This window comes from Bradyrhizobium sp. USDA 4449, assembly GCF_054056275.1.
On sequence record NZ_JBSRYD010000001.1, the window covers coordinates 2498300 to 2516792 of the forward strand.

General features: G+C 65.1%; 18 protein-coding genes and 1 other RNA gene. 9 read left to right on the top strand and 10 right to left on the bottom strand.

All coding sequences use genetic code 11. The features are described from left to right. Positions 1–68: 68 nt before the first annotated feature. The 3 genes from ACVIIW_RS11855 to ACVIIW_RS11865 all read left to right on the top strand — a co-directional run bounded on the left by ACVIIW_RS11855 (position 69) and on the right by ACVIIW_RS11865 (position 4654). Positions 69–1385, top strand: a complete 1317-nt coding sequence (locus ACVIIW_RS11855) for a UDP-glucose dehydrogenase family protein (RefSeq protein WP_456700908.1) — start codon at positions 69–71, stop codon at positions 1383–1385. A 149-nt stretch (positions 1386–1534) separates the two neighbouring features. Then, the gene (hrpB, locus tag ACVIIW_RS11860; protein WP_456700909.1) at positions 1535–4012 is read left to right on the top strand and encodes an ATP-dependent helicase HrpB; all 2478 of its coding nucleotides are present in this window, start codon (positions 1535–1537) and stop codon (positions 4010–4012) included. Between the two features lie 129 nt (positions 4013–4141). Then, entirely contained in the window at positions 4142–4654 is a 513-nt protein-coding gene (locus tag ACVIIW_RS11865) for a TIGR02281 family clan AA aspartic protease (protein ID WP_456700910.1), read from the top strand. A 32-nt stretch (positions 4655–4686) separates the two neighbouring features. Here the strand turns inward: ACVIIW_RS11865 and ACVIIW_RS11870 are convergent, their stop codons facing one another. Continuing rightward, a complete protein-coding gene (locus tag ACVIIW_RS11870; RefSeq protein ID WP_456700911.1) occupies positions 4687–5313 on the bottom strand; it encodes a transglutaminase-like cysteine peptidase in 627 nt (208 codons plus the stop codon). A gap of 400 nt (positions 5314–5713) precedes the next feature. Here ACVIIW_RS11870 and ACVIIW_RS11875 point away from each other — a divergent pair, with 400 nt between their 5' ends. After that, entirely contained in the window at positions 5714–7213 is a 1500-nt protein-coding gene (locus tag ACVIIW_RS11875) for a phosphomannomutase/phosphoglucomutase (protein ID WP_456700912.1), read from the top strand. Positions 7214–7378: 165 nt separating this feature from the next. Here ACVIIW_RS11875 and ACVIIW_RS11880 read toward each other — a convergent pair whose 3' ends face one another. From ACVIIW_RS11880 to ACVIIW_RS11920, 9 genes are all read right to left on the bottom strand, one after another. After that, positions 7379–7888 carry an Lrp/AsnC family transcriptional regulator gene (locus ACVIIW_RS11880; protein ID WP_092226838.1) on the bottom strand — a complete coding sequence of 170 codons (510 nt, stop codon included), beginning with the start codon at positions 7886–7888 and terminating at the stop codon, positions 7379–7381. Positions 7889–7955: 67 nt separating this feature from the next. Beyond that, entirely contained in the window at positions 7956–8909 is a 954-nt protein-coding gene (locus ACVIIW_RS11885) for a sugar kinase (protein WP_456700913.1), read from the bottom strand. 8 nt (positions 8910–8917) lie between these two features. Continuing rightward, positions 8918–9856 (bottom strand): NAD(+) diphosphatase, encoded by a 939-nt coding sequence (gene nudC / locus ACVIIW_RS11890; protein ID WP_456700914.1) that lies wholly within the window; start codon positions 9854–9856, stop codon positions 8918–8920. Between the two features lie 10 nt (positions 9857–9866). Continuing rightward, complete coding sequence (locus tag ACVIIW_RS11895) at positions 9867–10286, bottom strand: HIT domain-containing protein (protein WP_456700915.1); 420 nt, start codon at positions 10284–10286, stop codon at positions 9867–9869. Between the two features lie 123 nt (positions 10287–10409). After that, positions 10410–11537 (bottom strand): muconate cycloisomerase family protein, encoded by a 1128-nt coding sequence (locus tag ACVIIW_RS11900; RefSeq protein WP_456700916.1) that lies wholly within the window; start codon positions 11535–11537, stop codon positions 10410–10412. After that, positions 11534–12289 carry an SDR family NAD(P)-dependent oxidoreductase gene (locus tag ACVIIW_RS11905; protein ID WP_456700917.1) on the bottom strand — a complete coding sequence of 252 codons (756 nt, stop codon included), beginning with the start codon at positions 12287–12289 and terminating at the stop codon, positions 11534–11536. The genes ACVIIW_RS11900 and ACVIIW_RS11905 overlap by 4 nt, the downstream gene beginning before the upstream one ends. Continuing rightward, positions 12289–13083: an amino acid ABC transporter ATP-binding protein gene (locus tag ACVIIW_RS11910; RefSeq protein WP_456700918.1), complete on the bottom strand. Its 795-nt coding sequence runs from the start codon at positions 13081–13083 to the stop codon at positions 12289–12291. Before ACVIIW_RS11910 ends, ACVIIW_RS11905 begins: the two co-directional genes overlap by 1 nt. Then, positions 13080–13742 (bottom strand): amino acid ABC transporter permease, encoded by a 663-nt coding sequence (locus ACVIIW_RS11915; protein ID WP_456700919.1) that lies wholly within the window; start codon positions 13740–13742, stop codon positions 13080–13082. Before ACVIIW_RS11915 ends, ACVIIW_RS11910 begins: the two co-directional genes overlap by 4 nt. Positions 13743–13926: 184 nt before the next feature. Continuing rightward, positions 13927–14781 carry a transporter substrate-binding domain-containing protein gene (locus ACVIIW_RS11920; RefSeq protein WP_456700920.1) on the bottom strand — a complete coding sequence of 285 codons (855 nt, stop codon included), beginning with the start codon at positions 14779–14781 and terminating at the stop codon, positions 13927–13929. Positions 14782–14964: 183 nt separating this feature from the next. On the opposite strand from ACVIIW_RS11920, the gene ffs reads away from it, so the two are divergent. The 5 genes from ffs (at position 14965) to ACVIIW_RS11945 (ending at position 18493) form a co-directional block, all read left to right on the top strand. After that, positions 14965–15061, top strand: an RNA gene (ffs, locus tag ACVIIW_RS11925) — signal recognition particle sRNA small type. 94 nt (positions 15062–15155) lie between these two features. Continuing rightward, complete coding sequence (locus ACVIIW_RS11930) at positions 15156–16997, top strand: DNA polymerase III subunit gamma/tau (RefSeq protein WP_456700921.1); 1842 nt, start codon at positions 15156–15158, stop codon at positions 16995–16997. A gap of 110 nt (positions 16998–17107) precedes the next feature. Next, positions 17108–17428, top strand: coding sequence for a YbaB/EbfC family nucleoid-associated protein (locus ACVIIW_RS11935; protein WP_456700922.1), 321 nt, complete (start codon positions 17108–17110; stop codon positions 17426–17428). 1 nt (position 17429) lies between these two features. Further along, the gene (gene recR / locus ACVIIW_RS11940; protein WP_456700923.1) at positions 17430–18032 is read left to right on the top strand and encodes a recombination mediator RecR; all 603 of its coding nucleotides are present in this window, start codon (positions 17430–17432) and stop codon (positions 18030–18032) included. A gap of 26 nt (positions 18033–18058) precedes the next feature. Continuing rightward, positions 18059–18493, top strand: coding sequence for a hypothetical protein (locus ACVIIW_RS11945; RefSeq protein WP_456700924.1), 435 nt, complete (start codon positions 18059–18061; stop codon positions 18491–18493).

The window sequence follows — 18493 nt, forward strand, 5'->3', positions numbered from 1 at the left end:
TCCCGACGGGAAAATGCTAAACCGCTCCTGGATTGGGTTTCGTTAACCAAGCTAGAACAGGGATTTTCATGCGCATCGCGATGATCGGCACGGGCTATGTCGGACTGGTGTCCGGCGCCTGCTTTGCGGATTTCGGTCACGACGTCACCTGCGTCGACAAGGACGAGAAGAAGATCGCGGCGCTCCATCGCGGCGAGATACCGATCTACGAGCCTGGCCTTGACGAATTGGTCGCCACGAATGTGAAGGCCAAGCGCCTCGACTTCACGACGGATTTGTCGAAGCCGGTGGCTGATGCCGATGCCGTGTTCATCGCGGTCGGCACGCCCTCGCGCCGCGGGGACGGTCACGCCGATCTCTCCTATGTCTACGCCGCCGCGAAGGAGATCGCGCAGTCGCTGTCCGGCTTCACCGTCGTGGTGACGAAGTCGACCGTGCCTGTCGGGACCGGCGACGAGGTTGAGCGCATTATCCGCGAAGCCAATCCCGGGGCCGATGTGGTCGTTGCCTCGAACCCGGAATTTCTGCGCGAGGGCGCGGCGATCCGTGATTTCAAATTCCCTGACCGCGTCGTCGTCGGCACCTCCGACGAGCGCGGCCGCAAGGTGATGGGCGACATCTACCGCCCGCTGTCGCTGAACCAGGCGCCGCTGATGTTCACCGCGCGCCGCACCGCCGAGATGATCAAATACGCCGCCAACGCGTTCCTCGCGACCAAGATCACCTTCATCAACGAGATCGCCGATCTCTCCGAAAGAGTCGGCGCCAACGTGCAGGAGGTCGCCCGCGGCATTGGGCTGGACAACCGGATCGGCACCAAGTTCCTGCACGCCGGTCCCGGCTTCGGCGGCTCCTGTTTCCCCAAGGACACCAAGGCGCTGATCAAGATCGCGCAGGACTACGACGTGTCCTTGCGCATCGTCGAATCCGTACTGGCCGTGAACGAGAACCGCAAGCGCGCGATGGCGCGAAAAGTGAGCCAGGCGCTCGGCGGCTCCTTGCGCGGAAAGACCATCGCGGTGCTCGGCCTCACCTTCAAGCCCGACACCGACGACATGCGCGATGCGCCGTCGATCCCGCTGGTCACCGGCCTGCTCGACATGGGCGCGAAGGTGAAGGCGTTCGATCCCGTCGGCATGGAGCAGGCCAAAAGCGAGCTGCCCAGCATCACCTATTGCGAGGATGCCTATTCTTGCGCCGAGGGCGCCGACGCGCTGGTCGTGGTTACCGAGTGGACCCAGTTCCGCGCGCTCGATCTGGACCGGCTGAAGGCAACCATGGTGCAGCCCGTCATTGTCGATCTGCGCAACATCTACCGTCCCGAGGAAATGGCTGCGGCCGGCTTCGTCTATGAGAGCGTGGGGCGCCCGCCGGCACACGGCTGACGTTCCACCATCGTGCACAATTCCGTCGTGGCCGGGCTTGTCCCGGCCATCCACGTCTGTTTTCTAGGCGGGTCAGACGACGTGGATGCTCGACATTGTGCGAAGACGCGCTTCGCGCCTTTGGCCGGGCATGACGAACGGATAGAATCTTGCCCCGCAATTTCGACACGCCGCTCCCGATCGATGCCGTGCTCGGCGACCTCGCGCGCGCGCTGGAGGCGCACAACGCGGCGGTGTTGGTGGCTCCCCCCGGCGCGGGCAAGACCACGCGGGTGCCGTTGGCACTGCTCGATGCGCCCTGGGCGATCGGCAAGAAGATCATCGTGCTGGAGCCGCGGCGCATCGCCGCGCGCGCCAGCGCGGACCGGATGGCCAAGTCGCTGGGCGAGCGCGCCGGCGAAACCGTGGGCTACCGCGTCCGCTTCGGCTCGAAGATCTCACGCGCCACGCGCATCGAGGTCGTGACCGAAGGCATTTTCACCCGCCAGATTCTCGACGATCCCGAGCTCTCAGGCGTCGCCGCCATCCTGTTCGACGAATTCCACGAGCGTTCACTCGACGCCGACATGGGCCTGGCGCTGGCGCGCGATGCGCAACTCGGCTTGCGCGAAGATCTCCGCATCCTCGTGATGTCGGCAACACTGGACGGCGCGCGCGTCGCAAAGCTGCTTGGCGGGGCGTCGATCGTCGAGAGTGAGGGGCGCGCCTTTCCAGTCGAGACCCGCTATCTCGGCCGTAAGGCTGATGTGCCGATCGAGCGGCAGATGGCCGATGCGATTGCCTCGGCGCTGCGTGCCGACAGCGGCTCGGTGCTGGCCTTCCTGCCGGGCGCCGCCGAGATCCGCCGGACCCAGAATTTGCTCGGCGAGCGCGTGCAGGATGCCTCCATCGAGATCGTGCCGCTGTTCGGTGCGCTCGATGCCGCCGTGCAGGATCGCGCCATCTCGCCCGCACCGAAAGGCATGCGCAAGGTCGTGCTGGCGACCTCGATTGCAGAGACCTCGCTCACAATTGAGGGCGTCCGCATCGTGGTCGATTCCGGGCTCGCCCGCGTGCCGCGCTACGAGCCCGACATCGGCCTGACCCGGCTCGAGACCGTGCGCGCTTCGCGTGCCGCGGTGGATCAGCGCCGCGGCCGCGCCGGCCGCACCGAGCCCGGCGTGTGCTACCGACTCTGGGACGAGCCGCAGACCGCCTCACTAGCGCCCTACACCCAGCCTGAAATTCTCAGCGCTGACCTGTCATCGCTCGTGCTCGATCTCGCGCAATGGGGCGTGAGCGATCCGGCCGCCTTGTCATTTCTCGATCCGCCGCCTCAGCCCGCGCTGAAAGAGGCAAAGAGCCTGCTTGCCGAGCTCAACGCGCTCGATGCCGATGGCCGTATCACGGCGGAAGGCAAGAGCCTGCGCGCGCTGGCGCTGCCGCCGCGGCTCGCGCGCATGATCGTGGATTCGCATCGCGCCGGTGGCGGGGAGGCTGCGGCCGAAATCGCCGCCATCCTCACCGAGCGCGGGCTCGGCGGCGACAGCGTCGATCTCGATCACCGTCTCGATCAATTCCGCCGCGACCGCTCACCCCGTGCCAGCAGCGCCCGCGACCTCGCACGGCGCTGGGCCTCGCAAGTCGCGTCATTCGAGAAAGTGATGCCGGGGCAGGGCGACTTGCGAACGGGCATCATGCTCGCCTACGCCTTCCCCGACCGTGTTGCCCGCAATCGCGGCAACGGCAGCTTCGTGCTGGCCAACGGCCGCGGCGCGGTCGTCGAGCAGACGTCTTCGCTGGCGCGTGCGCCTTATGTTGCGGTGGCCGAGATGACGGGCGCGGCGGCGAGCGGGCGCATTCTCCTTGCCGCGCCGATCAGCGAGGGCGACATCGAAGGTCATTTCGCCGAGCACATCGAAACCTCGGACGAGGTTTCCTTTGATCGCGGCGCGATGGCGCTGCGCGCGCGCCGCAAACGCGCGCTGCATGCCATCACGTTGTCTGAGGCGCCCCTCATGCTCACGCCGTCCGAGACGACGGCCCGCATCCTCGCCGACGGCCTGATCGCCGCCGGCCTCGACCGGTTGCCCTGGTCGAAAGCCGCCCTCCAATGGCGCGACCGCGTGATGTTCCTGCGCAAGGCCGAAGGCGGGAGCTGGCCAGATCTGTCCGACGACGCCCTGATTGCGAGGCGCGACGACTGGCTGGTCCCTGCGCTTCATGACAAGACGGCGCTCAAGGACATCTCCGCCGGCGACCTTTCGGAGGCAGTGATGGCGCTGTTGCCCTGGGAGCTGCGCGCGCGGCTCGAACGCGAGGCGCCTACCCATTTCGAGGCACCGACCGGGACGATGCTCGCGATCGACTATGAGGCCGAGCAGGGGCCGACCATCGCGGTGCGGCTCCAGGAACTGTTCGGCCTCGGCACCCATCCATCGATCGCGGGCGGCAAGGTGCCGCTCGTTCTGGAGCTGCTGTCGCCGGCACAGCGTCCTGTACAGGTGACACGCGATCTGCCCGGCTTCTGGCGCGGCAGCTACGCCGCCGTGCGCTCCGACCTGCGCGGGCGCTATCCGCGCCACCCCTGGCCGGACGATCCCGCGAACGCGCTGCCCACCCGGCGGGCGAAGCCGCGCGGCACCTGAGACAGCACCGCCGCGCATTAACCGTACGCTCATCCTTTTCGTCAAAATAGCACCGGCCCTGCCGCGGCTTCGCTCGCCGACGAGCCTGCCGCGTGGTGAAATCGGGCTTTCCGGCTCGGAAGTGGTGTGATGCGTAACGTAGTGATCTTCGCGGTCGTGATGATCGGCCTCGGTACATTCATGGCGCAGATGGCGGACAAGATGAGCTCCGCGTCCGCCACCTCGGTGCCGCGCACCACAGTCGCGCTCGCGACGGCTGCGCCGGCCGGCGGCCGCAGCGTCAACATCCCCCGTGACGGCCGCGGTCATTTCCAGACCGAAGGCCGCATCGACGGTCAGCGCATCGGCTTCATGATCGACACCGGCGCTTCCGTGGTGGCGCTGAACGAGACCTCGGCTGCTCGCTTCGGCCTGCGGCCGTCGCGCGGCGATTACAACGCGAACGTCACCACCGCCAACGGCACCATCAAGGCCGCGCGCACCCGCATCGCCATGCTCGACGTCGGCGGCCTCATCGTTCGCGACGTCGATGCCATGGTGCTGCCGGACGAGGCGCTGTCGGAGAATTTGCTCGGGCTCTCCTTCCTGTCCAAGCTGAGGCGCTTCGAATACGCCAACGGCCAGATGGTGCTGGAACAGTAGGCGAGCGCCTCGGTCGAGCCGGACGCGGAGCCCTACACGGTGCGCGGAGCGACGATGTTCCAATATCGCGGGTTGCTCGGCGATTGAATTCGAAACCACCGGTAGGGTGTACGCGTCCAGGATACGATCTGCGGACTCAAACTATCCAGCACCAGGTCTCCGCGTTCCGTGCGAACGACCAGAACCAAGTGATGCTTGTCTCGGAAGGTCACGACCTCGGCGAGCAGAAGCGCCTGCTGGGGCCAGCCTCGGCTCGAAAGCCTGTGGCGCTTGCTGACGGCGTAGTCGTTGCAGTCGCCGCGCTTGGGATCGATGAGCCAGACTTCCGCTGCCAGACCCAGCTCGTTCGATTCCGGGATGATGGCATTGTTCACGGTCTCGTTGACCTCATTCAATTCTTTCCATCGTGCCTCGGTCAAGTGAACCGGGCCGCTACGAAACAGCTGGCGGGGGTGGCATTCGTCCGGGTACTGCAGACAGAACATCGTATGCGTCATCGGCGGAAGCGTCGGATCGCCAAACCTGAGGTGCAGAGTCGTCGGCGCAGGACTGATCGGCAGGTCCGACAACCTCTCGTTTGCCGGTTGAGCGTCCGTCATTTGGCAGATCGACGCGATCATGCCGGCCGCAATCGCAGCCAGGATCGAGGCCGTGCGCATGCTTTGTCACCTACGCGTCATGTCGTGGAGAGAGCGCGAGACAGGATTGAATCAACGCTCGGATTTGATCAGGCAGGCCGCATCTTGCGCCATGGCGATTGTGGAATGTTCACCGGGCGAGACGGAGTAATCCGGAGTGGATAAGCGCGTTGCGGCCGGTTGATGTCAAAACCAGACCGCGAGTTGCGGGCATGAACTGCGCATCCGCGATGGGGCGGGTCGATCGTGGCCGAGAACTTTGCCGAACCTTTTGCGCGCTCCGAGCCGCGGCGCGGAAGGTTTCTCCGTTACCAAACCGCCGCAATTGCCAGCCATAAGCCGCCACTCCCGCCTTCCGCTCGGCCTGCGCATTCGCTGGCCCTGCGGTATATTCCTTCCGCCAGTGAACGAGACCGTCTCAATGTTTCCCAAGCCGAAATCCGTGTTGATGCCCAACACCTACGCCTTCGAATCCGAGCCGATGGTGAAGCCCACCGGCTTTCGCGAATACGACGCGCGCTGGCTGTTCCAGAAGGAAATCAACCTGATGGGGGTCCAGGCGCTCGGCATGGGGCTGGGCGCGCTGATCGCCGAACTCGGTGTCCCCAGGGAGATCGTCACCGGCCACGATTTCCGCGGCTATTCTGCCTCGATCAAATATGCGCTGATTTCGGGCCTGATGGCTGCGGGGTGCAAGGTCCATGACATCGGGCTCGCGGTGACGCCGATGGCCTATTTCGCGCAATTCGATCTCGACGTGCCTGCTGTCGCGATGGTGACCGCCTCGCACAATGACAACGGCTGGACCGGCGTGAAGATGGGCGCCAATCGCCCGCTGACCTTCGGTCCCGACGAGATGACGCGGCTCAAGGAGATCGTGCTGAACGCCGAATTCAAGAACCGGGACGGTGGCTCCTACCAGTTCCACGAGAATTATCCGGCGCGCTACATCGCCGACCTTACCCATCGTCCGAAGCTCAAGCGCAAGCTGAAGGTCGTCGCGGCCTGCGGCAACGGCACGGCGGGCGCGTTTGCGCCGCAGGTGCTGGAGGCGATCGGCTGCGAGGTGATCCCGCTCGACACCGAGCTCGACCACACCTTCCCGAAATACAATCCCAATCCCGAGGACATGGAGATGCTGCACGCGATCCGCGACGCCGTGCTGCATCACAAGGCCGATGTCGGGCTCGGCTTCGACGGTGACGGCGATCGCTGCGGCGTGGTCGACAACACCGGCGAGGAGATCTTTGCCGACAAGGTCGGCGTGATGCTGGCGCGCGACATGTCGGCGATTCACAAGGACGCGCAGTTCATCGTCGACGTCAAGTCGACCGGACTGTTCGTCACCGATCCAGTGCTGCAGAAGCAAGGCGCAAAGACCGCCTATTGGAAGACCGGCCATTCCTACATGAAGCGCCGCACCAACGAGACCGGCGCGCTCGCAGGCTTCGAGAAATCAGGCCATTTCTTCTTCAACAAGCCCTATGGCCGCGGCTATGACGACGGTCTCGTTTCGGCAATCGCGGTCTGCGACATGCTCGATCGCGCGCCCGGCAAGTCGATGGCCGACCTCAAGAACGCACTGCCAAAAACCTGGTCGTCCCCGACCATGTCGCCGCATTGCGCCGACGAGGTGAAATACGGCGTCATCGACAAGGTGGTGAAGCACTTCGAGGACTTGCAGGCGAAGGGGGCCAAGATCGGCGATCAGGCGATCCGCGATCTCGTCACGGTCAACGGCGTGCGGGTCACCGTCGAGGACGGCAGCTGGGGCCTGGTGCGCGCGTCCTCGAACAAGCCCGAGCTCGTGGTCGTGGTCGAGAGCCCGGTCTCCGAGCAGCGCATGCACGACATGTTCGAGATGGTGAACAGCGTGCTGCGCACCCATCCGGAAGTTGGCGAGTACAATCAGAAGATTTGAGGTTTGGCCGCGGCGCTCGCGCCTGCCGCATTCGCTGCTGTCATCACCCGCGAAAGCGGTTGATCCAGTATTCCAGAGGCGCTCGTTGGATACGGAGAGTCACGGCGGACTGGATCGCCCGGTCAGGCCGGGCGATGACAGTTTTCGTGTGGTGAGCTCTGAAAGCTACGCCGCCACCACGGCCGGGATCGGCAACGCCGTGACCGACTTGATCTTCTCCATCGCGAAGCGCGAGGTGACGTTCTTCAGCGGCACGGCGGCGATCAGCTTCTTGTAGAACACGTCATAGGCCTGCATGTCGGCGACCACGACGCGCAGCATGTAGTCGACATCGCCCGCCATGCGGTAGAATTCCATCACTTCGGGCATGGCGCTGACCGCTTCGGCGAACTTCTTCAGCCAGGCGTCGGAATGATCGGAGCTCTCCACCGAGACGAACACGGAGATGCCGAGCCCGATCTTGTTCTGATCGACCAGCGCCACCCGCTTCAGGATCACGCCATCAGCCTCCAGGCGCTGGATGCGCTTCCAGCAGGGGGTCGAGGACAGGCCGACGCGGTCGCCGATCTCGGCGACGGACAGGGAGGCATCCTCCTGGAGCACCATCAGGATCTTGCGGTCGATGGCGTCGAGGCGGCGGCTGGTCTCGGGGATCTGGACAGCGAGGTCAGTCATTTGAAGAACTTTGTTCCATTTCAGGGGTCAATTTCCCTGATATAGAGAAAATCCTTCTATTGCAAGTCTATAATCGTGTCGGCCGGCCATGCGTGCGCTCTCGGTGGTCGCGCAAAAGCTCTTCAACTTCAACGCGTTGCGGAGCGGCCAGACCGCCGCCATGGCGGGTGCATTTCAGAGCTGCGGCAGCCGCGGCGAATCGCAGCGCGTCCCTGAGGGCCCCGCCCTCGGCGAGCCGGAGCGTGAAGGCGCCATGGAAGACGTCGCCTGCGCCAAGGGTATCCACGGCCGCGATCGGAAACGCAGGCGTTTCCTCCAGCGTATCGGCCTCGCTCAGCCAGATCGTGCCGCGCGGGCCGCGGGTTGCGGCGAGGAAGGCGGGCGTCAGCTTGGCCAGGCGCTTCAACGCCTCGCCGTCGTCGGCGATTCCTGCGGTCTCCTGCACCTGCTCGCTGGCAAACAGCAGATGCGAAGCAGCCGTGAGCAGGCCGTCGGTGAGCGCCATCGCGCGATCGACGCCGACGATGACGGGAATGCCGCGCCGGCGCGCCTCGGTGCAGACATCGATGCAGAAGGTGCCGCAGCGGCTCTCGACCAGGACAGCCCCACAATCGGCGAGGAGTTCGTCCGCCTCAGGCAGCTTCACACTCCACAGCGCGGGATCGCGATAGATCGTCAGCGTCCGTTCGCCTGATGCGTCGATGATGATCGCGGAGACGGGTGTGGCCGTATCGGATATGCGCACGATGTGCGCGGTCTCGATGCCCTCGCTGGTCATTCGCTCGAGAATGAAGCTGCTCGATGTCTCCCGCGCATCGCCCATCGGCCCTGCAAACGCGACGCGGCCGCCGAGCCGCGCCATCGCGATCGCGGCATTGAGCGCGTTGCCGCCGCAGATCTCGGCGAGGTGCGTCGCGTTGGCCTTGCTTCCGCGGTCCGGCACGGCCTCGACCCGAAAGCTGAGGTCGCGCACGGGAATGCCGATGCAGAGGATGCGGGGCGCGATCCCTGATGCAGCCATCGGCGCTCCTAGCTCTTGTCGTGCACCCAGCGGCCGAGCAGATGATGCGCGATTGCAAACGGGTGAGGTCCGGCGAGGCCGTCGGGATGGGTTCGCGTCAGCATCAGCGCCGCTTCCTCGCGCGTGAACCAGCGGGCGTCCTCGAGCTCGGAATGGTCGACGACGATGTCTTCGTTCAGCGCCCGCGCGCTGCAGCCGATCATCAGCGACGACGGATAAGGCCAAGGCTGCGTCATGTAATACTGCACGTCGCTGCAGCGAATGCCTGACTCTTCCAGGATCTCGCGGCGGACCGCGTCCTCGATGGTCTCGGCGGCTTCGACGAAGCCCGCGAGGCAGGAATACATGCCCGGCGGAAACTGCTTCTGGCGGCCGAGCAGGCATTTGTCACCGGAGGAGACGTGCATGATCACGACCGGGTCGGTGCGCGGAAAATGCTCGGCCTTGCACGCCGGGCACTCGCGCTTCCAGCCGCCTTCCTTCATCGCGCTGCGCGTGCCGCAATTGGCGCAATAGCCGTGGCGCTGGTGCCAGCCGACCATCGACTTCGCCATCGCGATCGCCGACAGTTCCTCGGGCGGGATCGCGCCCTGCATCGCCATGCCGCGCAGCTCGGTGACGGTGTAATCCTCGCGTCCGACAAGCTTTTCGGCCGCAGCCTGCGCGAGGCCCATGCCGAAGATCGCGGCGCCGTCGCGCAAGCCCAGAAAGATCGTGCCGGGATTGGCGCCGCACTTCAGCGCCTCGTCGATCGAGAGCAGTGCGCGGGCCTTGTCGCCGTCGCGCTTCACCAGCAGCGAGTCGCGATAGACGACATAGGCGCGCGACGACGGCTTCTGCTCCATCGCGAACAGTTTTTCGTCGTCGCGGCGCAGATGCGCGGCGCGATCCAGGATGTTGCTGACGAAGGCCGGTTGTCCAAGCGGGAAGGAGTCGAATGCTGACATTATTGTTCTTTCAACCCAACCAGATTTTTCGGCGAAGCGCGCTGATGAAATTCTGCACCTCGGTGGCGTCATGCGCCAAGGGGGGCATCACGCCCCACACCGGCCGCGGCCAGGCGGCGTCGCCGGTGCGGCGTGCGATGATGTGGACGTGAAGCTGCGGCACCAGGTTGCCGAGCGCTGCGACATTGAGCTTGTCGCATTTGGTGATCTCTTTCAGCGCGCGCGAGACGCGGGAGATTTCCGTCATCAATTGCGCCTGTTGTACCTCGTCGAGGTCGATGATCTCGATCGCATCTGCGCGCCGCGGCACCAGCAGCAGCCAGGGATAATGCGCGTCCTTGATGACAAGCACTTTCGACAGCGGCAAATCGCCGATGTCGATGGTGTCCTCTTTCAGGCGGGAGTGCAGCGACCAGGCGGGATCGGACATGGAGGTTTCCGGATGGCCCGGCGGGAGGCGGGCGTGTTGGGTCCAACCATACGATACCGATTCCGGTAGGGGAAGGATCGGGCTGCGCAGGGGCCTTATGCTCAAGTTGTCGTTCCGGCGAACCTAGGCCTCCCCCAACACCCGCGCATTGGCGCGAATGGAGGCTTCGCTCACGCGAATCCCGAGTCCGGGTCCATCCGGCACGACGACGTGACCCGCGCGGTTGGCGACGCGTTCCTCGAGCACGTCCTCGGTCAGCACGTGATGCGGCATATAGAACTCGCAGCCGAGCGAGATGCCCGGCGTCGCTGCGATCAGCTGCGTACCGGCGGCAAGGCCGATGCCGCCCTCCCACAGCGTGCCGCCGTAGCCGGGCAGGCCGGCGATGTCGGCGACCGCCATGATCGCCTGCGCCTCGAACAGGCTGCCAGCCTTCATCAGCTTGATCGAGACGGCATCGGCCGCCTCGCGGCGCACCACCTCCATCATGTCGCGGCGATCGAAGCAGCTTTCGTCGGCAAGCACGGGCGTTTCCAACGCCGCGGTGAGCTGCGCCATCACATCGAGAAATTTGCGCGGGACCGGCTGCTCGATGAAGGTCGGCGCGAACTCCTCGACGTCGCGCAGGATCTTGATCGCGCCGAACGGCGCCAGGGCCTGGTTGTAGTCGACGCGCAGATCGACCTTGTCGCCGAATTCTTTCCGGATCGCTTCGAGATGATCGAGATCCTCGCGATGCGGCTTCACGCCGGTCTTGACTTTGTAGATGACGTTGCCGTCCGGAACCATTTTCCGCATGCGTTCGAGGTCGGCAGCGAAATCGGGGTCGGCGATCGAGAACGACAGCGGTATCGTGTCGCGCACGCGGCCGCCGAGGAGATCGGCAACCGACAGCCCCGACGCCTTGCCGACGATGTCGAGCATTGCCATCTCGATTGCGACCTTGGCCTCCGCATGGCCGACCAATGCGCGGTCGAGCTCCGCCATCAGCGCGCGGATACGACGCACGGATTTTCCGCGCAGGATGGGCCTCAAGTAGATGTCGAGGGCGGAGAACGCCGCTTCAGCAGTTCCCGTGAACACCTCCCAAGGTGCCGCCTCGCCCCAGCCGGTCACGCCGTCGCTCGAGGTCAGTTCGATCAGCACGCGCTTCACGGTGCCCTTGACGTTGCCGACACCTTGCAGGCGCGCCATCCTGATCGGGCTCTCGATCAGGAACAGCCTGATGCGTTCGATGGTCGCTTCGGTCATGTCAGGCCTCCATCGACGTGCCAGACCTGGCCGGTGACGTAGGATGCTTTCGGGGACGCCAGGAAGGCGATGATCTCGGCGACTTCCTGCGGTCGTCCGCGGCGGCGCATCGGGATCAGCGCCTCGGTCGCCGCGATCTGCTCGGGCGACAGCCGGCTCTCGCTCGGCTTGTCCTTGACGATCAGGCCCGGTGCAACCGCGTTGACGGTGATCGCGTCTTTCGCGAGCTCGACGGCGGTGAGCCGCACCAGCGCTTCCAGCGCGGAGCGGCTCGCGGCGGTCGCTGCGAACGGCGCAAATTCGGGCCGGATCGCATGCGCGACGAAGGATGACACCGCGACGATGCGCGCGTCTTGCCCCGCACGCAGCAGCGGAAGCGCGGCCTCGACCATTCGCGTGAACGCCAGCGCCGATTCATCCATCGCCTGACGAAACTGATCCGCCGGCGTCCCGACGGCGCTGCCACGGCGGGCGTGGCCGCCGACAAGGATCAATCCGTCCAGTCGGCCGAAGAGGCGTTGGGTGGCGGCGATGGCGTCGGTGACGGCTGCTTGCTCAGCGAGATCGCCGAGGCACTGTTCGACGACAGCGCCCGTCGCTTCGGCTTCCGCTGCGGTGGCACCGAGGCCTTCTGCATTCGAGCGCGTGTGGAGCAGCAGAGCCGTGCCCGGTGCCGCCAGCAGCTTTGCGGTGGCGCGACCAATGCCGCTGGCGGCACCGGTGACGAGATAGGCGCGTTCGATATCTGGCATCACGGTGTCGCGTTGGCCGGCGGCAGCGCGCCGGTGCGGTGGAAATGACTGAGGAAGGCGCGCGTCGCGGCCTGCTGCGGATTGTCGATCACTTGCCGCGCCGGCCCTTCCTCGACGACCACACCGTCGCGCATGAAGATCAGGCGGTCGGCGACCTCGCGGGCAAAGGCGATCTCGTGAGTGACGATCACCATGGTCATGCCTTCGGAGGCCAGCTGCTGGATCACGTTCAGCACCTCGCCGACGAGCTCGGGATCGAGCGCGGAGGTCGCCTCGTCGAACAGCATCACGTCGGGCTCCATCGCCAGCGCGCGCGCAATCGCGACGCGCTGTTTCTGGCCACCGGAGAGCGTCGCCGGATACTGGTCCGCCTTCTCGGCAAGGCCGACCTTGGCGAGTTGCGCGCGCGCAAGCTTCTCGGCGGCCGCCTTGGCCATGCGCCGCACCGTGACGGGGCCCTCCATCACGTTCTCGAGCGTCGTCATGTGCGGGAACAGGTTGAAGTGCTGGAACACCATGCCGGTGGTGGCGCGGAATTTTGCGAGTGTCTTCACATCGGGCAGCTTTGTGCCTGCGCCGAATGAAAAACTGGTATCGCCGACCCGGACGCTGCCGCCGTCGGGCACCACCAGAAGATTGATGCAGCGGAGAAGCGTCGACTTGCCCGAGCCCGAGGGCCCGATCAGCGCGACCACGCCGCCCTTGGCAACGTCGAGGTTGATGTTCTTCAGGACCTCGTTGCTGCCGAAGCTCTTGCGCAGGCCACGGATCTCGATGTTTTGCGTCTCGCTCATTCGCTGACCGCCAGTCGCTTCTCGCCGCGGCGGACGATGATGGTGAGCGGAATCAGGATCGCAGCGTAGGCGACCGCGACCGCGGTGTAGGTCTCCAGCGGCCGGTAGCTGTCATGGGCTGCGACCTGGCTCTGGTAGACGAGGTCAGGCACCGCGAGCACCGAGACCAGCGAGGTGTTCTTGAATTGGATGATCGACTGGTTCATCAGCGCGGGAATCATGCGCTTGATCGCCTGCGGCAGCACGATGCGGCGCATGCTCTGGCCCGGCGTCATGCCCAGCGCGGCGCCGGCTTCCGATTGGCCCTTGTCGATCGAGATGATGCCGCCGCGGATGATCTCCGAATAGAACGAGCCGCCATAGAGCGAGAGCGCCAGCGCGGAGGCCGTGATCGGCGTCATCTCGACGCCGGCGAGGATCGGCAGCGCGTAATAGAACCAGATCAGCTGCACCAGGATCGGCGTGCAGCGGAACGCTTCGATGAAGCTGAGGGCGACGAGACGCAGCGGCTTGAAGCGCGACAGGGCGCCGAACGCGCCGAGCAGGCCGAAGACGAGCCCGAGCAGCACGATCACCACGGTGAAGCCGACGGTGACGCCGAGGCCGTCGAGAAAGAGCCAGCGATAGCTCCAGAGGATGCCGAAGTCCCACTGATACATGCGTGTTCTCTTGCTTCACCTCTCCCGCTTGCGGGAGAGGTCGCATCGCATCGAAGATGCGATGCGGGTGAGGGCTCTTTCCTCCGGGGGAGTCTTGCCAGCGGAGACACCTTCACCCCCACCCTCTCCCGCAAGCGGGAGAGGGAGCGCAGCGAGGATGCCGATGCCGCGACGCTCAATCACCTTACAACGAAACGCCCGGCGGAATGTCCGCTTCGGTCACGCCCACCAGCTCCATGTTGGTGATGATGGCGTTGCGGATGAAGCCGAGGCCCTTGTTGAAGTCGATCCAGGTGTTGACGTAGTCGCGGAAGGTCTTGTCGTTCTCGCGGCGGAAGCCGGCATTCGAGGTCGTCGCGAAGATCGGCGTCGGCAGCACGAACTGGCCGAGCGACGGGTTCTTCTTCAGGACCGTCAGCGACAGCATGGTGATCAGGCACTGCGCGTCGACGCGGCCGGTCTGCAGCGCGGCGGTGGCATCGTCGGCGGTCTTGAGGCGTGAGATCTGCGCCTTCGGCGTCAGGCGGCTGACGACCTGGTCGTGCGACGAGCCCTGGTCGACCGCGATCTTGACGTCGGGCGAGTTCAACTCGGCCCAGGTCTTGGGCTTGAAGTCCTTCTTGCAGAGGATGCCGAAGGCGTTGTTGAACACAGGCACCGAGAAGTCGACCACCAGCGCGCGCTTCGGGGTCGGATTCAGGCCGAAGAAGATGTCGATCTTGTTGGACTGCAGATCGAGCACCGAATTGCCCCAGGTTGTTTCGGTGATTTCGAGCTCGGCCTCCATGTCGTCGGCGAGCGCCTTGGCGATGTCGACGTAAAAACCCTTCCACTGGCCGCTGGAAAGATCCTTCATGTAATAGGGCGCGCCGCCGCCGACCGCGCCGATCCGCATCTTCTTGGTGCGGCGGATGCGGGCAAAGGTCGATTCGTTGGGATCGGCCGCCTGGGCCACGGCCTTCGAGGCCAGCGCGCCGGCGGTTGCCGCGCCGATGGCGCCGAGTCCGACAATCGATGCAACATCACGACGTGTAACCATTGGGGTCAATCGCTTTTCTGGTTGGGTGGAGTTCCGGCAGGGTTCTTAGCAAGGCGGCGGAGCCCGCGAAAGCACAGCCTATCGGCTGGGCAGACCCGGAATTGCCCGGATGCTGGGCAAGATCAAGCTGGACAATGTGATACCCGCTTGCGTTCCGGTCCTTTTGGCTCCAAATAGGGACCGGGAGATTGGCGGTGGACGAGCCACTCGCCAACCGGGTCAGGTCCGGAAGGAAGCAGCCCTAACGAGGTCCGGATCGGGTCGCTCGTCAGTCTCCTACCTGTTTTTTCGAGCAATTGCGCCGGCGGGGGTGCCCCGCCTGCGCGCTCCTTTCCGCAAAAGCCGGTGAGAGACATTTCATTGCGGATCGACCGATGACCGACGCTGGCGCCCCTCCGAACCCTGACAGCGCCGGCCAGGCCGCCAACGCGCCTTACCGGGTCTTGGCACGCAAATACCGCCCTTCAAGCTTCGACGATCTGATCGGCCAGGAAGCCGTGGTCCGCACCGTCTCCAATGCGTTCGAGACCGGGCGGATTCCGCAGGCCTGGATCCTCACCGGCGTCCGCGGCGTCGGCAAGACCACCACCGCGCGTATTCTTGCCCGTGCGCTCAACTACGAGATGCCGGACGGTTCGGTAAAGGGGCCGACCATCCACATGCCGACGCTTGGCGTGCATTGCCAGGCGATCATGGAAAGCCGGCACATGGATGTGCTGGAGATGGACGCGGCATCGCACACCGGCGTCGACGACGTCCGTCAGATCAATGACAGCGTGCGCTACGCGCCGGCCAGCGCCCGCTACAAGGTCTACATCATCGACGAAGTCCACATGCTGTCGACGGCGGCGTTCAACGCGTTCCTGAAGACGCTGGAGGAACCGCCGGAGCACGCCAAGTTCGTGTTCGCCACGACCGAGATCCGGAAGGTTCCGGTCACCGTGCTGTCGCGCTGCCAGCGCTTCGACCTGCGTCGTGTCGAGGCCGACGTGCTGATGAAGCACCTCGCCAACATCGCCGCAAAGGAAAACGTCGAGATCGAGCCGGAAGCGCTCGGCATCATCGCGCGCGCCGCCGAAGGCTCGGTGCGCGATTCGCTGTCGCTGCTCGACCAGGCCATTGCGCATGCGGCCGGCGCCGTGAAAGCCGATGCGGTCAGGCAGATGCTGGGGCTTGCCGACCGCACCCGCGTCATCGATCTCTTCGATTCGCTGGCGCGCGGCGACATCGCAGCCGCCTTCAGGGAATTCCGCGACCAGTATGATGTCGGCGCCGATCCGATCGTGGTGCTGTCGGACCTCGCCGAATTCGTCAATTTCGTCACCCGCGTGAAGATCGTGCCGGCGACCGCGGACAATGTCGCCTATGGCGAGACCGAGCGGGTGCGCGCGAAGGATTTCGCCTCGAAGATCTCGATGCGCGTGCTGTCGCGGATGTGGCAGATGCTGCTCAAGGGCATCACCGAGGTGCAGGCCGCCACGCGGCCTGCGGCGGCCGCCGAGATGGTGCTGGTGCGCATCGCCTATGTCGCTGATCTTCCGACGCCTGATGAAGCGATCCGGATGCTGGAGCAGAACGGTGGCAGCTCGCCGGTGGTGAACGCCGGGGGTGCCGCGGGTAGCGGTGCGCCGGCGGCTCCGATGGCCTCCGCGGCGCCGGTTGTCTCAGCCCCGCCGGTTCGCATGCCGACATCGTCGCCCTCCGCATTCGGCGGTGCGGCGCGGCCACAGATGGCGGCGCCTGCGCCGGATCCGCAAGCGGCTGCGCCTCAATTGCGCATCACGAGCTTCACCCAGCTCGTCGCGCTCGCCAGCCAGAAGCGCGACGTCATGACCAAGGCCGCGCTCGAAGGCGACATGCGCCTCGTTCGTTTTGAGGAGGGCCGGCTGGAAATCGCGCTCGAGCCGAACGCCTCAAAGACCATGATCACCGAATTGGCGCGAAAATTCGAAATGTGGACCGGCCGACGCTGGACCATCATCGTGTCCAACGAGCAGGGTCAGCCGACGCTGCGCTCGATGAATCAGGCGGCCAAGCAGGAGCATGCGCGCACCGCCGAGGCCGATCCGCGCGTGCAGGAGGTGCTATCGCGCTTCCCCGGTGCAAAGGTCGTCGAGGTCCGCAGGCTTGCCCCCGAGGCGCCGGACTCCAATATTAATGCCGACTACGGCTCTGACGATCCGCTCGACGGTTCCGACGCCGACGACGATCTCTAGAGCCATGATCCGGAAAACTGTGCAGCGGTTTTCCGATAGGATCATGCTCGAACAAAATGCTAAAGCGCGTTTAATCGCGCTTTAGCCACTCTTTCCAAGGACGGACACCCATGGCTGACTTTCTCGGCATGATGAAGCAGGCGGCGCAGCTGCAATCCAAGATGCAGGAGATGCAGGAATCTCTCGTTAACGTAGAGGTCGAAGGCATCTCCGGCGGCGGCCTCGTCGCCGTGCGCATGACTGCGAAGATGGACGTCAAGGGCATCAAGATCGATCCTTCGCTGATGAAGCCCGAGGAGCGCGAGGTGCTGGAGGACCTGCTCGTCACCGCGCTCGGTGATGCCCGCCGCAAGGCGGAGACCGCGATGCAGGAGAAGATGCAGTCGCTCACCGGCGGGCTCGGCCTGCCGCCGGGGCTGTTCGGCCAGTAAGATGGGCGCGGTTGCCGGTCCTGAAATCGAGCGGCTGGTCCAGCTTCTCGCACGGCTGCCGGGTTTGGGCCCGCGCTCCGCGCGGCGCGCGGCGCTGCATCTGATCAAGAAGCGCGAAGCGCTGATGATGCCGCTGTCGTCAGCCTTGCAGGTCGCGCGCGACAAGGTCCAGGTCTGCAAGACCTGCGGCAACATCGACACGCAGAATCCCTGTACCGTCTGCACTGACCCCAAGCGTGATCCGGCGATCATCGTCGTGGTTGCCGACGTCGCCGATCTCTGGGCGCTGGAGCGGGCCAATGCGACCCAAGGACGCTACCACGTGCTGGGCGCGACGCTGTCGCCGCTCGACGGCGTCGGTCCGCAGGACCTCACCATCGATGCGCTGGTCGCGCGTGCCCATGCCGCCGAGGTTCACGAGGTCATTCTGGCGCTGAATGCCACAGTCGACGGCCAGACCACGGCGCACTACATCACCGACCTGCTTCAGGACGCCAACGTCAAAGTGACCCGGCTCGCCCATGGTGTGCCCGTCGGGGGCGAGCTTGATTATCTCGATGAGGGTACGCTATCGGCCGCCATGCGGCAGCGGACCCTGTTCTAGCCATCCAGACTTACGGAACGGACGACATGACGAAACTTTTCGCCACACGCCTGGCTTTGCTCGCGACGATGCTGCTGGTCGTCACACCGGCCGTCTCTGCGCAGCAGGACGATGAGGCGACGCCGGCTTCAAAGCCCGGCAGGCCGATCAGCACCGGCGAGGTGCTCTCGGGCGAGCTGAACGCCATGAAGATTCGCGACGTCAAGAACGTCGGCAAGCGGGTTGCGATGTACCAGATCACCTCCGAGCCGCGCCGCCTGCCGGCGCCGAGCGGGCTGTGCGATCTCGAGACGGGGCCGGAGACGTTCCAGCTCGTCACCTCCAGCGACGCGCAGGCCTCGCAGCTGAAATCGTTCGTCGGCAAGGAGATCTCGGTCAAGGTCGATGAAATCGCCTGCGCCAGCGATCCCGGCCAGATGAGCGAGGCCGTCGTGACGAAGTGGAGCCTGGTGAAGAAGTAG

Excerpts from the sequence above, each read along its gene's own strand:
- ACVIIW_RS11870 (WP_456700911.1), bottom strand. The coding sequence starts at position 5,313 with ATGCGCACGGCCTCGATCCTGGCTGCGATTGCGGCCGGCATGATCGCG.
- ACVIIW_RS11915 (WP_456700919.1), bottom strand. The coding sequence starts at position 13,742 with ATGTATCAGTGGGACTTCGGCATCCTCTGGAGCTATCGCTGGCTCTTT.
- ACVIIW_RS11880 (WP_092226838.1), bottom strand. The coding sequence starts at position 7,888 with ATGACTGACCTCGCTGTCCAGATCCCCGAGACCAGCCGCCGCCTCGAC.
- ACVIIW_RS11855 (WP_456700908.1), top strand. The coding sequence starts at position 69 with ATGCGCATCGCGATGATCGGCACGGGCTATGTCGGACTGGTGTCCGGC.
- ACVIIW_RS11885 (WP_456700913.1), bottom strand. The coding sequence starts at position 8,909 with ATGGCTGCATCAGGGATCGCGCCCCGCATCCTCTGCATCGGCATTCCC.
- ACVIIW_RS11905 (WP_456700917.1), bottom strand. The coding sequence starts at position 12,289 with ATGCCAGATATCGAACGCGCCTATCTCGTCACCGGTGCCGCCAGCGGC.
- ACVIIW_RS11895 (WP_456700915.1), bottom strand. The coding sequence starts at position 10,286 with ATGTCCGATCCCGCCTGGTCGCTGCACTCCCGCCTGAAAGAGGACACC.
- ACVIIW_RS11865 (WP_456700910.1), top strand. The coding sequence starts at position 4,142 with ATGCGTAACGTAGTGATCTTCGCGGTCGTGATGATCGGCCTCGGTACA.
- ACVIIW_RS11920 (WP_456700920.1), bottom strand. The coding sequence starts at position 14,781 with ATGGTTACACGTCGTGATGTTGCATCGATTGTCGGACTCGGCGCCATC.
- ACVIIW_RS11900 (WP_456700916.1), bottom strand. The coding sequence starts at position 11,537 with ATGACCGAAGCGACCATCGAACGCATCAGGCTGTTCCTGATCGAGAGC.
- ACVIIW_RS11945 (WP_456700924.1), top strand. The coding sequence starts at position 18,059 with ATGACGAAACTTTTCGCCACACGCCTGGCTTTGCTCGCGACGATGCTG.
- recR (WP_456700923.1), top strand. The coding sequence starts at position 17,430 with ATGGGCGCGGTTGCCGGTCCTGAAATCGAGCGGCTGGTCCAGCTTCTC.
- nudC (WP_456700914.1), bottom strand. The coding sequence starts at position 9,856 with ATGTCAGCATTCGACTCCTTCCCGCTTGGACAACCGGCCTTCGTCAGC.
- ACVIIW_RS11910 (WP_456700918.1), bottom strand. The coding sequence starts at position 13,083 with ATGAGCGAGACGCAAAACATCGAGATCCGTGGCCTGCGCAAGAGCTTC.
- ACVIIW_RS11875 (WP_456700912.1), top strand. The coding sequence starts at position 5,714 with ATGTTTCCCAAGCCGAAATCCGTGTTGATGCCCAACACCTACGCCTTC.
- ACVIIW_RS11935 (WP_456700922.1), top strand. The coding sequence starts at position 17,108 with ATGGCTGACTTTCTCGGCATGATGAAGCAGGCGGCGCAGCTGCAATCC.
- ACVIIW_RS11930 (WP_456700921.1), top strand. The coding sequence starts at position 15,156 with ATGACCGACGCTGGCGCCCCTCCGAACCCTGACAGCGCCGGCCAGGCC.